The sequence below is a fragment of the Leptospira noumeaensis genome, assembly GCF_004770765.1.
In the GTDB taxonomy this organism is placed as follows: Bacteria; Spirochaetota; Leptospiria; order Leptospirales; family Leptospiraceae; genus Leptospira_A; species Leptospira_A noumeaensis.
This window is the reverse complement of the sequence record NZ_RQFK01000026.1, coordinates 1205318-1219741: the sequence shown is the minus strand read 5'-3', so window position 1 is coordinate 1219741 and position 14424 is coordinate 1205318. Positions and strand designations below refer to the sequence as shown.

Annotated in this window: 16 protein-coding genes; 6 read left to right on the top strand and 10 right to left on the bottom strand. The window is 38.8% G+C overall.

Annotated features, from left to right (window positions below; translation table 11 throughout):
* The gene (locus tag EHQ24_RS13960) at positions 1–1446 is read left to right on the top strand and encodes an FAD-binding oxidoreductase (protein ID WP_135602179.1); all 1446 of its coding nucleotides are present in this window, start codon (positions 1–3) and stop codon (positions 1444–1446) included.
* Here the strand turns inward: EHQ24_RS13960 and EHQ24_RS13955 are convergent.
* The 7 genes from EHQ24_RS13955 to EHQ24_RS13925 are packed head-to-tail and all read right to left on the bottom strand — an operon-like array spanning position 1443 to position 7730.
* A complete protein-coding gene (locus EHQ24_RS13955; protein WP_135602178.1) occupies positions 1443–2579 on the bottom strand; it encodes an LptF/LptG family permease in 1137 nt (378 codons plus the stop codon). The genes EHQ24_RS13960 and EHQ24_RS13955 overlap by 4 nt on opposite strands.
* The gene (locus EHQ24_RS13950) at positions 2576–3859 is read right to left on the bottom strand and encodes a PP2C family protein-serine/threonine phosphatase (protein WP_135602177.1); all 1284 of its coding nucleotides are present in this window, start codon (positions 3857–3859) and stop codon (positions 2576–2578) included. Before EHQ24_RS13950 ends, EHQ24_RS13955 begins: the two co-directional genes overlap by 4 nt.
* Positions 3856–4281 carry an acyl-CoA thioesterase gene (locus tag EHQ24_RS13945; protein WP_135602176.1) on the bottom strand — a complete coding sequence of 142 codons (426 nt, stop codon included), beginning with the start codon at positions 4279–4281 and terminating at the stop codon, positions 3856–3858. Before EHQ24_RS13945 ends, EHQ24_RS13950 begins: the two co-directional genes overlap by 4 nt.
* A 6-nt stretch (positions 4282–4287) precedes the next feature.
* Positions 4288–6429 (bottom strand): penicillin-binding protein 1C, encoded by a 2142-nt coding sequence (gene pbpC / locus EHQ24_RS13940; RefSeq protein WP_135602175.1) that lies wholly within the window; start codon positions 6427–6429, stop codon positions 4288–4290.
* A complete protein-coding gene (locus tag EHQ24_RS13935) occupies positions 6407–7021 on the bottom strand; it encodes an RsmD family RNA methyltransferase (protein ID WP_135602174.1) in 615 nt (204 codons plus the stop codon). Before EHQ24_RS13935 ends, pbpC begins: the two co-directional genes overlap by 23 nt.
* Positions 7022–7549, bottom strand: coding sequence for a tetratricopeptide repeat protein (locus EHQ24_RS13930; RefSeq protein WP_135602173.1), 528 nt, complete (start codon positions 7547–7549; stop codon positions 7022–7024).
* 1 nt (position 7550) lies between these two features.
* Positions 7551–7730 carry a hypothetical protein gene (locus EHQ24_RS13925; RefSeq protein WP_004787310.1) on the bottom strand — a complete coding sequence of 60 codons (180 nt, stop codon included), beginning with the start codon at positions 7728–7730 and terminating at the stop codon, positions 7551–7553.
* Positions 7731–7887: 157 nt separating this feature from the next.
* Here EHQ24_RS13925 and EHQ24_RS13920 point away from each other — a divergent pair, with 157 nt between their 5' ends.
* The 5 genes from EHQ24_RS13920 to EHQ24_RS13900 all read left to right on the top strand — a co-directional run bounded on the left by EHQ24_RS13920 (position 7888) and on the right by EHQ24_RS13900 (position 11217).
* Positions 7888–8817 carry a hypothetical protein gene (locus EHQ24_RS13920; RefSeq protein ID WP_135602172.1) on the top strand — a complete coding sequence of 310 codons (930 nt, stop codon included), beginning with the start codon at positions 7888–7890 and terminating at the stop codon, positions 8815–8817.
* A 62-nt stretch (positions 8818–8879) separates the two neighbouring features.
* Complete coding sequence (locus tag EHQ24_RS13915; RefSeq protein ID WP_135602480.1) at positions 8880–9239, top strand: hypothetical protein; 360 nt, start codon at positions 8880–8882, stop codon at positions 9237–9239.
* Complete coding sequence (locus tag EHQ24_RS13910) at positions 9232–9645, top strand: SufE family protein (protein WP_135602171.1); 414 nt, start codon at positions 9232–9234, stop codon at positions 9643–9645. Before EHQ24_RS13915 ends, EHQ24_RS13910 begins: the two co-directional genes overlap by 8 nt.
* A 74-nt stretch (positions 9646–9719) precedes the next feature.
* Complete coding sequence (locus tag EHQ24_RS13905; protein WP_135602170.1) at positions 9720–10901, top strand: serine hydrolase domain-containing protein; 1182 nt, start codon at positions 9720–9722, stop codon at positions 10899–10901.
* Between the two features lie 4 nt (positions 10902–10905).
* Entirely contained in the window at positions 10906–11217 is a 312-nt protein-coding gene (locus EHQ24_RS13900; protein WP_135602169.1) for a hypothetical protein, read from the top strand.
* A 9-nt stretch (positions 11218–11226) separates the two neighbouring features.
* Here EHQ24_RS13900 and EHQ24_RS13895 read toward each other — a convergent pair whose 3' ends face one another.
* Genes EHQ24_RS13895 through EHQ24_RS13885 form a run of 3 tightly spaced genes read right to left on the bottom strand, consistent with a single transcriptional unit; the run spans position 11227 to position 14318 of the window.
* Positions 11227–12144, bottom strand: a complete 918-nt coding sequence (locus EHQ24_RS13895; RefSeq protein WP_135602168.1) for a TonB family protein — start codon at positions 12142–12144, stop codon at positions 11227–11229.
* Complete coding sequence (gene ruvB, locus EHQ24_RS13890) at positions 12125–13150, bottom strand: Holliday junction branch migration DNA helicase RuvB (RefSeq protein ID WP_135602167.1); 1026 nt, start codon at positions 13148–13150, stop codon at positions 12125–12127. The genes EHQ24_RS13895 and ruvB overlap by 20 nt, the downstream gene beginning before the upstream one ends.
* Before the next feature lies 1 nt (position 13151).
* Entirely contained in the window at positions 13152–14318 is a 1167-nt protein-coding gene (locus EHQ24_RS13885; protein WP_208725779.1) for a trypsin-like peptidase domain-containing protein, read from the bottom strand.
* Between the last annotated feature and the right edge of the window lie 106 nt (positions 14319–14424).

Here is a 14424-nt window from a genome sequence, read left to right as displayed (position 1 = left end):
ATGGTCGCTAAAAAAACAAAATCCATTCCTGATTTAAAAGTTCCCAAAAAGGAAAAAGTCGAAGCATGGGGTATGAGTTCTTTTTCTCTATCTCCCATATTTCGTCCAGAATCAGAAGAAGAAATCAAAGAACTTTTTGTTTGGGCCAATCAAACTGGCACCAAAGTTGCGTTACGTGGTGGTGGATGTAGTTATGGTGATGCTTCTACGAACACAGATGGAGTTGTTTTAGATCTAACTCATTTTAATAAAGTTTTAGATTTTAATTTAAAAACTGGTGTGATGACGGTTCAGTCAGGTGCTCGTATCAAAGACCTTTGGGAAACAGGAATCGAAAATGGATTTTGGCCTCCTGTTGTTTCAGGAACCATGATGCCTACACTTGGTGGTGCTCTTTCTATGAACATTCATGGAAAAAACAACTTCAAAGTAGGAACCATTGGCGAACATATCAAAGAATTTACATTTCTCACTGCCAAAGGAGATATTTTAGTTTGCTCTCCTAAAAAAAATACAGATTTGTTTTACTCTGCTATTTCCGGCTTTGGAATGTTAGGTTGTTTTTTAACAGTCCAAATTAAAATGAAACCGATCTATGCTGGCAAAATGAAAATTGATCCGGTGTATGTCAGAAACTTCGATGAATTATTCGCTTATTTCGAAGAACATTACAAAACCTCTGATTATTTGGTGGGTTGGATTGATGCTTTTGCTTCGGGAAAATCAATGGGTAGAGGCCAAATTCACAAAGCCACAAATCTAAAAGAAGGCGAAGATCCTGACTTTCCTGGTAACTGTTTACTCGAAAGACAACACCTTCCCTCTCGCCTATTCTATGTGATTCCTAAAAAATGGATGTGGATCCTCATGCGTCCTTTTAGTTTTAATTTAGGGATGCGGCTCATCAATTTGGCAAAATGCATTGCGAGTATCCTTGTAAACAATAAAGCCTATTACCAAGGCCATGCGGAATATGCATTCCTTTTGGACTATGTTCCTAATTGGAAGTTTGTTTACAAACCAGGTGCAATGATTCAATACCAAGTGTTCATTCCCAAAGAAAACGCAAAACAAGCGTTCCGCGAAATATTTACTATATGCCAAGAACGTGGGATTGTAAACTACCTATCTGTTTTCAAAAAACATAAACCAGATCCATTTTTACTCACTCACGCTGTGGACGGATATTCTATGGCAATGGACTTTCCTGTAACTAAAGGTAATAAAGAAAAACTTTGGGCACTTTGTAAAGAAATGGATGAAATTGTTTTAAAACACAAAGGAAGATTTTATTTTGCAAAAGACTCCACCCTTCGCAAACGAGTGATGGAATCTTATTTTCCAAAAGACAATCTGAAAAGGTTTTATTCTTTGAAGAAAAAATATGATCCAAAGGGAATTTTACAAACCGATCTTTACAAAAGAGTTTTTTTAACAGAAAATTAGATATTCATACGCCTATATAAAAAATAAGCAGCGTAAGTAAAAATCACTGGTGTCATCCACATTCCAATCCAAATGGGAAGGGCACCATTTTCTGCCAAAGTTTTAGCAGTCGAATTCAAAATATAATACAACAATACAACTGCAATGGTAAGACCAAGACTGGCTACACCTGCTGAACGTTTGGTGATGGCTCCTGCGAGTGCACCCAGTGCCACAACTACGAATGACATCAGTGGCATTGCAAAAGCCATATGCTGTTGGATGATCACATTTCTAAACGGAATGCCTTTGGTAATCCTAGACTCAATTTCATCTGCCAATTCAAAAAAATTCATCTCTTCGGGATTACGAACCGGTTTGGAGAAATATGCTAAATCTTCGGGGAAGTCATATGTTTTTTCTGGATATTTGATCCGAGAAACTAACTCTAAGTTTTCATTGAATCGAACTTCTTCCGCATCGTATAAAACCCAACTATGTGGGGATGGTATGAACTTTGCTTTTTGTGAGGACACAGTGTACGTTGGATGACCATCAGGTGTGATTTCGATATAATTGAATCCACCTTTCACAGTATTTTCTTTTTCATCGATCCAATAAACGTAGTAGAATCCTTTTTTCCCTTTGATATGCAATTGATAAACAAAATCGATTAATCGATTGGAACCCTTTGCCATAATGCTATATTCGATTTGGGCTTTTTTGTTTGCCGGAATGACTACTGTTTGTCCAAACAAAGTCATAATAAGCCACATAGAAATTCCAAAAAACAAAATGGGTGTGATGATACGAATAAAAGATACTCCCGCCACCATCATCGCCACAAGTTCTTTGTTCACACTAAATTGGCCGATGACAAAACACACCGAGAACATTAGTGAGGGTGCAACAACTTGATCCACCATGGATGGTAAAGAATATAAAACATGTAGATACACATGCGACTGGTTTACTTTAGAAGAAACCAAATACTTCATCACATCTGTGAACTTATAAATCACAATCATGGAAGTTAACATGATGAGAGTACCAATAAAGGTTTTAAAAAAATCTAAAAATAAATAACGATCTAGGGTTCGAAAAGGAATGAACTCTCTTTTGAACCACAAAAATGGTGTTAACAACAAATTCATAAAATTTCCAAAAGTAACATACTCATATCGTCGGAAATTCGTTTTGCCGAAAATGACATGGAGTCCTCATATAGAGCATTCAAAAATTCTTCACCTTTTTTGTCAGAATGATTTTTTATGGATGTAAACAAATGTTCGTCTCCATACATCTCACCTGCCTCATCAAAAACTTCTAAAATTCCGTCCGAATAGAGTAAAATCCGATCTCCTGAGTTTGGAATGATCGTATAATCTTTTAAATTGGGTTTTAAATAGGAAACAATGAGAGTGCCCATTCCTTCCATAAACTTAGGGCCAGAATCCTTTTGAATTTGGATGAGAGGGGGATGACCCGCAACGGAATATTTAATTTCTTTTGTATTTGTGTCAACAAAGAGCACACAAGCGCTAATATGATTATTTGGAACTAACTCTTGTAAGTCCGCATGGATGGATTTTAAACAGTCGGAAGGTTCTGTTTGATTTCCATGAATTTTAAAAGCAAGGACTGCCATCGCAGATACCATAGCAGACGCAATTCCGTGCCCAGATACATCGGCAAAAAAAAGTGCTAACTTTCCATCTTCCCTTTCCAAATAACTAATGGCATCTCCACCTACTTGCCCAAAGGATCGAAAAAATGAATGGAGGCGAAATCCTTTTGTTTTTGGCCACTGTGTTGTTACTAAATTGGATTGGGTTTCATTGGCCATATCAAGTTCATTCAACATTCGATCTTGAAATCCTTTGAGTTGGGATTCTGAAATTCTTAATTTTTCAACTGAACTTAGTCGAATGTTGAGTGTGAGATAGGATACAAGTGCTGGTGTGATGATGGAAGAAAGGTAAAGTGGTAAATCTACTTGGGGTTCTTTCGTGTAAAGGCCAATCAAAATTCCTGCAGAGGTTACTGTTCCCAAATACGAAACAAGCGAACGACGATCGACAAAACTGACCCCAATACAAGACAAAACCAAAATCATTCCCACCAGATAACCAATGTAAAGCGAATTCCAATACAAAAGGATGAGGGAATGGGCACTCATCGTGTAAAAGAAAATAAGCATAATGGTTTGGATTTGTTTCCGAACCCAATCAGAAAAATAAGTTGCAATAAAAAAAACTAAAGTAATAGAAGCATGGAAAAGACGAATCCATTTCGGATCATACAATCCCAATTCATCGATAGGTGCAAAAACTCCGAAACCAATAAAACTAAAAAATACCATGAGGCAAATTCGTGAAATTTTCATCACCTCATCATCTAGTTTGAATCGTTCTTGGAAGGAAGTTTTCATCATACCAAATGGTTCGATCCAAATTTTATTTTAAAATGTTCGGGAAGTGCAGATGGTTTTTGTAATTCGAAATCAAACCAAACAAAAGCAGCATTTCCTGTTAATACACATTCTTCGTTTTCATTCCACATGGAACAAATCACAGTGAAGGCTCTTGAGGAAATGGAATCCACTTCTAAAGTAATTTCTAAAGTAGCAGGAAAAACAACTTGTTTGCGATAATCCATGTCAAGGTGAGTTAACACAGGCCCTGATTTTACTGGTTTGTGTGGAGAGTCCCACAAACCTTCTTTGGTAAAATAATCCGCTCTTGCAGACTCAAAGTATCTAACATAAGTTACGTTATTTACATGACCGAAGGCATCCATCTCACCCCATACAACTTGTTGGGTAAATTTATGTTTGTATTTGATTGGTTTTGGCATCTGTTGTTACCGAACTTCAAATAAAGAAAGAGATAAAACTTTACCATCTCTATCTTTTACTTGCAAACGATACTCTCCCTTCTTTGGTTCCCAGAGGTATGGCCCTCCTGCAGTCCCAATCTTTTCATCGTTTAAATAATAAGAATACGAAATATCGTAATAACCGAATGTAAAGAGGATTTTTTGGCGGCCCAAAGGAATATCCGGATCCAAAGCAAAGATACTTCCATTCACAGGAGTAAGAATCTTTGTTGACCTTGTTTTCTCAGTTCTACTTTCTTTAGACGAAATAGATTTGGAAATCGAATCTGACGAAATTTCCTCTTCTGGTTTTTTTAATTTGGAACCGAGGGACTCATGAAATAAATCCATTGTCTCGCGCCAAACAGGAGCAGCACCGGTGATCCCAGATACATCCAACATAGGTGCGCCTGTAGGATTTCCTACCCAAACCCCAACAGTAAAAATTTCCGAATAACCAATACACCAATTGTCTCTCATATCTTGGCTTGTGCCAGTTTTGACAGAAGTATAATAGGAAGTGGATAAAAAATTATCCCATCCAAACCCGAGGGATCTTGCTTCTCGATCGGCAAGAATTTCTGATACCAGATAACTTGATTTAGGTGAAAATACCCTTCTTAAATGAATTGGTTCTTCTGAACGGTTAAAAGTAATTTCAGAATACATTCCACCGTTGGCCAAAGTTCGGTAAGCATTGGTCAATTCTAAGAGGCTTATGTCTGCAGTTCCTAGAGCCAAAGAGGGACCATAAAACTCAGGATACCGGAGACCAGTGATTCCAAGTTTTTCTAAAACCAAAATGAATTCATTTATGTCCAGAAATGACAATGCCCGGATGGCAGGAATGTTTAACGAAGAACCAAGACTTTCACGAACCGTTACATTTCCCTTATAAGACTTATCATAGTTTAACGGCCGATAAATTCCTTGGTAAACAGGAATCCCCACAGGAGAATCGGAAAGGATGGAATCTGGAGTGAGCTTATTTTCTTCGAAGTTCTCTGCATACACAAATGGTTTTAAGGTAGATCCCACTTGCCTTTTGCTTCGAATGAGATCCAGTTTGGATACGGAACTTTCATTCCCAATATTGGGAACATAAACCAATACTTGACCTGTTCGATTGTCGATGACAATGACTGCTCCATCTTTTACATTTTTATCCGCGAGAGTTTTTACATTTCGTTTTAGAATTTCTTCTACTTTTCTTTGGAAATTGATAGATAAGGATGAATTCCATTGCGAATTGTATTCGTTCTCTTTTAGATTCATTTTTTCATTTGAAAAATCCAAAATTGTTTTTGTAAAAAGAGGAACAAAGGATGGGTATTGGGGATAATCTAAATTTCGAAACAAACTTTCCCGCACAAGCCCCGAAATGGAATCACAATCACTTGTTCCATCTCTTTCTTTTTTGAGCAAACAAACTCGTTTGATTACTTTTTCAATCGAACTTTGAGGGGAACGAATTAGGGCCGCGAGTAAATAAGTTTCGTTAGGTGTGAGTGATTCAGGAGATTTTCGAAAGAGCCCTTTACTTGCCGATGTGATTCCTTTTAATTCACCTCGAAAATAAATCAAGTTGATATAAGCAGTAAAAATTTCTTCTTTTGTCCAAGTTTCTTCTAACTCCACAGCTCTTTGAATTTGTTTGAGTTTTTGAAAAAAAGTTTTTCGTTTGGATGCAGTTGATTTTAGTTCAGGATCTAAAAGAGAAACAAGTTGCATGGTGATTGTGGAACCACCACGTAATGCAGATCCTGTTAAATTACCAAAGAAGGAAGAAACCAGTGCATTTGAATCAACCCCCTTATGTTCAAAGAATCTTTTGTCTTCTGCATGAACGACCGAATCGATTAAAAACTTTGGGAGCCTTTCGTATTCCGTCCATTCTTCTGACCTGTAATCATTGCGGATTCGGTATCTTTGGATGAGTTCTCCAGTTCGATCAAACACTTGTATGTCGGAGGGATGATATAAAGATTTGGTTTCTTTGTAAGTTGGCAAAGACCAAAGATTATTACTTAAAAAAAGAAATCCAAAAATCAAAAAAAAATGAACGAGTTTATTTCGAGTGAATTCGAAAAAAATAGATTTTCTTTTACCGAAGAGAAGTTTCGGCATTTTCATAACCTGTTTCAATGATCAAATGACTGCCATACTCTCTTACTTTATGAGGAACTTCTGCCCAAATTTTATCAATTGGTTGGTGCTCAGGGATTTGGCATAAAATAAGATATGGTTTTTGTAAAGATAAACAAAAAGCATTTAATCCTTCCAACATCTCTTTCATTCGAGTGGGTGTTTCCGACCAATACGTGTAAGGTGGATCTAAATAAAAGATATACGCTGACTCTTCTCCCAATTCCCATTTTAACGAATGTTTGGTTGCGTCTTTTCGAAACAATTGTACATTGTTTAGTCCACGAAATAGTGAATGGAGTTGCCTGAACCGAGTTTGGTCCAATTCATAAGTAAGTAGTCTATGAACAGAAAGACTATAGGCTTCGGCAGAAATTTGTCCACTACCAGCAAAGTAATCACAAAATAAAACAGAATCAAAACTAAGTCCCCAAGAAAGAAGGCGAGAATCCATAAGAGAAAAAATTGCTTTTTTAACGAGGCTATTGGTAAAATTTAAATGTCCAGAAACATCTGATGGGGAGGGAATTTCTTTACCTTTCCACTTTCCTTGTGAAACACGTAATCCTTTCATTCATTTACCCGAAGATTTAATCTCTTCTAATTGTGATAACACATGTTTGGAGGGAGAATTCGACTCAATTTCTGAAAAAATTTTTTTGGCTTCCGTTTCATTTTTTAAATCCATAAGACCAAGTCCGTATAAAAGAAGGGCATCATTGTATTTGGGACTTTGTTTTCCAAATTTTTGAAAGTTTTTACCCCATTCGATGAGTAAATCCGATTCACCGAAAACAAGAGCTCGTTCCATAAACAAATAAATTGCGTTCCAATAATGAACCGACGATTTAAAGTTAGGCGGAGCGTCTAAACTTACCTTTGTTTTGAGTTGGGCCCAGTTCTCTTCTGTAGACACATAGAGGAAAAAAATCCGAGGATCCTTCTCCGGATCCGATCCATTCAAATACTGGAGGGATCCTTTCGAGACTGTGGCATAATTTCCTTTTTTAAATTCTGTATAGAGGGTTGAAAAACCAGCGGCTTCGCCCCAGAGGAGCGAAGGTAGAATTAAAAAACCTATAATATACTGAAAATAAGACAAATTATAGTTCGGTGATATTCGAAGATCCGCACATAGGACAGATCAGTTCCCAAGAATCGAGGTATTCGTCCTCCCCTTCGGCTTCCCAACGGTGGTCACAATCCTCACAAGCATACGTTACGACGTCTTCGTTGAGGCTATCTGCATCGAATTCGTCATCATCTAAAAAGTCATCTTCCATACCCTTCTCACTAAATCACAAAGAAAAAGCCGTGTCAAGTGGGGAGGGCAAAAAAAAATGGGAACCAACGATGGCGATTTACTCCCGGTACGAACCACACAGAAAGAAGAAATCAAAGACACCGCTATTTCTATTGGTTTTAGCGCTTGGTCTGTCCGTGTTAGGGTTTACCTATAGAAAAGAAATTTATTTTCTTTTTGCAAAAGACCAAAGTGTCAGAGCGGAAAAAACCAAAGAAAAAACAATCGAACTCTGGAAATCCGGAAATCTGAAAGAAAAAGATATCGAAGATTTCCAATCGATTGCAACCACCTATTCTGAAAAAGATCCAACAGATCCTGTAGCATTTCATTTGGTTGCGCGGAGTTTGTTTTGGAATTTATTTCGAATCGGAATCAATTTTGATCATGATAGTTTGATTTTACACTTGGGTTCTGAATTCCAAGACTTCATTGGATCTTCTATTTTGGCAGATTCTACCTTGGATTCTATATTTTGGAATGCAAGAACCGCCGAATCTTTTTCTTCTTCGTCATTTTCTGATTGGGATAACAACAAGGTTCTATTGTTCCTCGGCGAAACACACCGCCATGTGAAACGACCACAAGTTCTGATCATGGAATATGGAAATTTGGATCGTTCTAAACTATCGCCAGAGTTCCAAACCGTTTATGTTTGGTTACTTACCTTCAATACAATGTTAGCTGGGGATGCAAGTGGCCTTGATAAACTCATCACTATTACAAAAGATCCAACCTACAAAGCCGGAATCCAATTCACACCAAGGGAAGAGAATTTTTTACGTGGTTTAGGTAAGTATTATAAAAAAGATTACGTAGGAGCATTGTCACTTTTAAGGCAAGCCAAATCAAATAATCCAGATCGGATTACTGAAACTTCTATCATTACAGAAGCTACCATCTTTCACTTGCAAAATCTTTCGCAAAAAGGAATTGATCTATTGGAAGAATTTTATCTTTCTTCGGGTAAAAAAAATCCAGAGATCCCACTTCTTGTGGCCAAAATGATTTCTGAAAAACCAGGAGTCAAAACTAAACTAGATCTAACACCGGAAAAAAAAGAATGATTGGATTTGTTTACATACTTTCCTCTCTTCGAGAAGTAAACTTACAAAGAAGTTTGGTTACAATGAGTAAGAGCATTCTTTTTGTTATATTCTTTTCTATTTCTTTTTTCGATTGCGGTTTGTTTTATAAGGGTGTTCCTAAGGCCGGTGAGTTTTGTTATGTACTTGCCAAACCTCCAGAATGTTTGTATGTAGATTTTGAATCCAAAAAACTTCTTTGGAATGGTGTGGAATATGTATTGGAAGAAAAACTCCGAATGGATTATTTTTTTAAGTCCAATGATGAGTTGTATGAACTCACTGTTTCCACAATCAATCGAGTGGAATTAAAAAATCTAACAACAGCAAACTTTAACAAATTTTATATGAGAAAAAAAGATAAGTTTGCAGAAATCCCAACTCCGGATGTCAAACATGAATAAGTCCATTGAGGAAATTCAAAAAGAAATCATAGCTGAGTTTGCTGATCTAACTGATTGGGAAGAAAAGTTTCAATACCTCATTGAGTTAGGTGAAGAACTCGCCCCCTATCCTGATGAAAAACGAACAGAAGAATATATAGTCCCTGGTTGCCAATCCCGAGTTTGGGTCGCACCAAAACTAGAAGCTGGAAAACTAGAGTTTGATGCCGATAGCGACACGGCTCTTACCAAAGGTCTCATTGCCATTTTAATACGCGTATTTTCAGGACAATCTCCGAAAGATATAGCGGATGCCTCACTCGGTTTTATCGAAGAAGTAGGACTTGCAAAGTTTCTTTCCATTTCAAGAAGAAACGGACTTTTCTCTATGGTACAAAAACTAAAGGGATACGCAGAAAAAGTTTAATCCCTTTCTTTTTTCCTTTGCAATCTAAAACAACCTCGCTTAGAATTTTGAATCGAATCTGATTAAGGAATTCTATGAAACGAAGTCTTATCTTTCTTCTTTTACTTACATTTTTACAATGTAGCAAAGACCTTTCCCCATTTGGTGGTGAACCTGAAGTCACAACCCTAACCCCTCGGTTAAAACCTGAATGGCCAAACCCCAACTGGAAAGTAGTTCCCCCTGAATCCGTGGGAGTTTCTACAAACAAACTAAAGTTAGCAGAAGAATACGCGTTCACAAGAACGGGGGATGAAACAGATAGAAAAGGAAGACGAACAGACGCCCTCGTGATTTTAAGAAACGGAAAACTCATTTATGAAAAATATGCGAGAAACTTTTCCGAAGAAAAAGTTCATTTAACATGGTCTGTTTCTAAAAGTATTTTACAAACTATGTATGGGATTGCTGTCAAAGCGGGTCTTGTGAAGTTAGACGATCCCGGTTATTATCATTATGAACCTTTAAGTCGTGATGAAGCTCATAAAAAAATTACCATCAGACACCTTCTCAATATGTCTTCAGGACTTGCCGCCGAAGAAGGATATGAAAGTGGTCCGTTAAAATCTTCTGTGATCGCAATGTTATATACAAGAGGACGAAAAGATATGGGAGCCTTTTGTGCAGGCCTTCCCCTCCGTGCAGAACCTGGAACCCAAGTTTATTATTCTAGTTGTGATACCAATATCCTTTCTGCCATTCTCAAAAAAGTATATGGAGTCGAAGAATACGACAAACTTCCCTTTGAAAAAATCTTCAAACCTCTTGGAATCACAAACGTAACTTTTGAAAGAGATGGTTCGGGAACTTATATTGGTTCTTCCTATCTTTATATGACAGCCAAAGACTTGGCAAAAATTGGGTATTTGTATTTAAACGATGGGATATGGAACGGCGAACGTTTGTTACCTGAAGGTTGGGTACAGTTTACCAGGACTCCAGCCCCTGGTTACATATCCACACCATACTCTGAAGATTTAGCAGAGGACAATTATACTGCCCACTGGTATGCCAACACAGGTGTTCCCGAAAGAGGAATCCACGAACCTTGGCCCGATGCCCCAAAAGATACCTTTGCTGGCCTTGGTCACTGGGGCCAGATGTTGTATGTAATCCCAAGTCTTGATTTAATCATTGTTCGGTTTGGGGATGACCGCGAAAAAGCGTTTATCAAAAATGATTTTTTAAAATTAGTGAAAGAGTCGGTAATTCGGTAATCATATGAAAAGAAAAATCTCTGTTCTCCTTTCTTTATTGTTTTTATTTATTTTGTTTTGGGCACAATGGAACTGGAAACACCTATCCAGTTTCCCATCCATCATCTCAAGTTTTTATTCAAAAGAATATTGTAGTTGTTACTTTGTGATGCAACTTTCCGAGGAACAATGCCATGACTTTGCTCGCCAGTGGGTTCCCATTAGCGAATTCAAGTTAGATAAAGAAAACACATCAGTGACTGTAAAAGGACTGGGACGAACCAATACGGCAAAATATCTTTCTAAAGAGTATGGTTGTACCCTTGTGACAGAATAAAAATACCCACTAACGATAATATCTGATTCCGGGAAAGATGAAGTTGATTCCAAAAATAAGACCTTTGGATTTCACTTCTTCTGGAACCGGGCCAAAGTTTTGGCCTCGGATAGAATCCAAACATGCTTGGTCTACCACCACTTGGCCTTGCGAAGAAACCAAACGTACATCAAGCACTTGGCCTTGTTCGCTTAACATAAATAAAACTTTTGTTTCCCCTTCTTTGATTCCTTCTCGTGCCACAATCCCTGCCACGTCTCGGTAAGCATAGTTTCCACCACCTGGCGGAGCAAAAGATTCTTCAATTCGTTTTAACATGTTTTTAAAGTAATAATAACCTGCTAATTGTTTGGTGGGAATTGTGAGGGCTTTGGCTCCGTCCCATCGAAACAAAAAGTCTTGTTGGAATCTATAATTAAACGGAATTTTTGTCATTTGTCCGGAACTTGCGGACTGGTTCGGACTTTCTTCAGCATTGGAATTGGTTTTAGGATCTGCCTTGAAAATTCCTACTTCAAATAGTTCTTCTTCTTTGGATTGTTCTGATTTGGGTTGGGCTTTGCTTGGAGTGGAAGCAGAACTTCCCATGATGAATTCACGAAATTGTGTGAGTGTATGAAATCCTTGTTTTTCGGTAAGACCGCCGCCGCCCGACGAATCTTTGTTAGAGAGTGCTTTGTATTCGTCTTTTTTGTCTGGGTTGATGAACTGTTGTTCTACAAGAACTTCGTAAATTTTTTCCTGTTCTTTCGGCCCTAACATTTCGGCGGCTTGTTCTTCTGCCAACATCTTCCAAAGCATATTCCTTGTGATGAGATGGGCGAGTACAAAGGAAGCGATGAGGATGACAAAGGTGAAAGCGAAGAAAAGTCTACGTTCCCCTTCTTCCTTTTCAGGTAACCGGAAATCAAAAGAGAGTTGGGCCATTTTCGCGATTTTCCCCGATATTTCCAGTATATACAATTCCCAAATGTTCGTAAGCCTTTTTCGTAGCCACTCGGCCTTGTGGTGTGCGGTCAATGAGGCCCACTCGGACAAGAAAAGGTTCGTACGTGTCTTCTAAGGTACGTTCCTCTTCCCCAAGAACCACAGCAATGGGTTTGATTCCCACAGGCCCACCACCATAACGATGGATGAGGATGTCCAAAATTTGGCGATCCACCGCATCGAGGCCCAAATGATCCACTCCCATCCTTTCAAACGCAAACCGACATGTCTCTAAACTAACAGAGGTTTCATTACGAACTTCGGCAAAGTCCCGAACTCGTTTTAAAAGATGGTTGGCAATCCTTGGGGTTTTTCGGCTTCGTTTTCCGATCTCCAAAGCCACTCCGTCCCCAAGAGACACACCTAGTAGTTTTGCGGAACGATCCACGATGATTTGCATTTCCCCATCGGTATAAAAATCCAGTTTGAGATGGATTCCAAACCTTGACTTTAAGGGTTCGCTCACAAGTCCAGAGCGAGTTGTGGCACCGACAAGGGTAAAGGGTTGGAGTTGGATCTGGAGGGCGTTGGCAGTGACACCTTCGCCAACCACAAGGTCTACAAAGAAGTTCTCCATCGCCGGATAGAGTAACTCTTCTTGTTTTTTGATAAAGCCGTGGATTTCGTCGATAAAGAGGACTTCGTTGGTTTTCAGTAAGGTTAAAAATCGAACAAGATCAGCTCCCTTGGAGATGGCAGGAGCGGATGTGGGAGTAAAGGCCACTGCCAGTTCATTGGCAATGATATTGGCTAGTGTGGTTTTGCCAAGGCCAGGAGGGCCGGAAATTAGAACATGGTCGAGGGGGCTCTTTCGTTTCCGAGCCGCCTCTATATAAACCGAAAGATTGGCCAGAACCTCTTTTTGCCCGATAAATTCGGATAATTTTGTGGGGCGAAGGCTCGGTTCATCTTCGCCCGGTTGGATCCAATCTTCTCTTAAACTCACCTCAATTTGGTTTCTGCTCTGGAGTGATGGAAGTCAAGATTTCATTTTTATTTCGAATGATTTTTATCTCAATTCGTTTTCCAATTTTGGAAGATCTCACAAAACCAATGAGTTCTTCGGGTGTTTGGATTTCTTTTCCACCCATTTCTACAATCACATCATAGAGTTTCAAACCAGCTTTATCGGCAGGAGATCCTTTTATGATTTGGCGGACAATGGCACCTTTTGTATCTTTGAGTTTGAGTTGTTCTACGTCTTCCTCATTGACAGCATCAAGACCCACACCAATCCAAGGACGAGTGACTTTCCCGTTGGTTTTGATTTCTTCAGCAACTCTCCGTGCTTCGTTGATAGGTATGGTAAATCCAATTCCCACAGAGCCACCCGATTGAGACGCAATCATACGATTGATCCCGATCACTTCCCCTCGAATATTGAGGAGTGGGCCTCCACTATTTCCTTGGTTGATGGCAGCGTCAGTTTGAATGTAGGATAAACCAGAGGAATCAATTCCGCCTCGTTGTACTGCAGACACAACACCTACAGTAAAGGAATGTTCAAAACCGAGCGGGGCGCCAATGGCAATGGCCCAGTTTCCTACTTTTACTTTATTGGAATCAGCAAGCACAATCGGACGAAGTGTTCCCTTAGGAGCATCTATCTTGAGTAAGGCGATGTCCATCGTTTCGTCAGAACCAATGAGTTTCGCATCAAAGGTTTTTTGATTTTTAAACTTCACTGTGAGTTTGTCCATGTCTTTGATCACATGGTGGTTCGTCATAATATAACCTTCTTCGTTAAGGACGATTCCAGAACCAAGACCAGATTGTTTTTGTTTCATCACACGACCTGACCCACCGGGACGTCCAAAAAAATGGTCAAAATATGGATCTCCTGAAAACGGGTGTTGTTGGACATTCACAGTCCTTTCTGTGGCAATCGATACCACACTTGGTGAAACTTTATCAAATACTTCTTGGAAGGCATCTTCTAAAGCCACAGCTTGAGTTTGGGCGGGAGACAATTTATCAGTCCCATCTGCTTTTAATTGCAGTGGGTTCTCGGAAGAATTTCCACAAGTGAGGATGGGTGACAAAAATGTTCCCAAAAGTAAAAAACTAAAAGCAATGGCAAGGTAACGTAATGGATTCGTTTTTTTAAAAGTCATAGACACTAAGCACTCTCTCCTACTTATATAAGACCCCCAGAGCTCCAGGAAAGTTCTCATTTCTTGGAATCGTTTTTTTACAAAAAAACTTGAACATTTTGTTCCA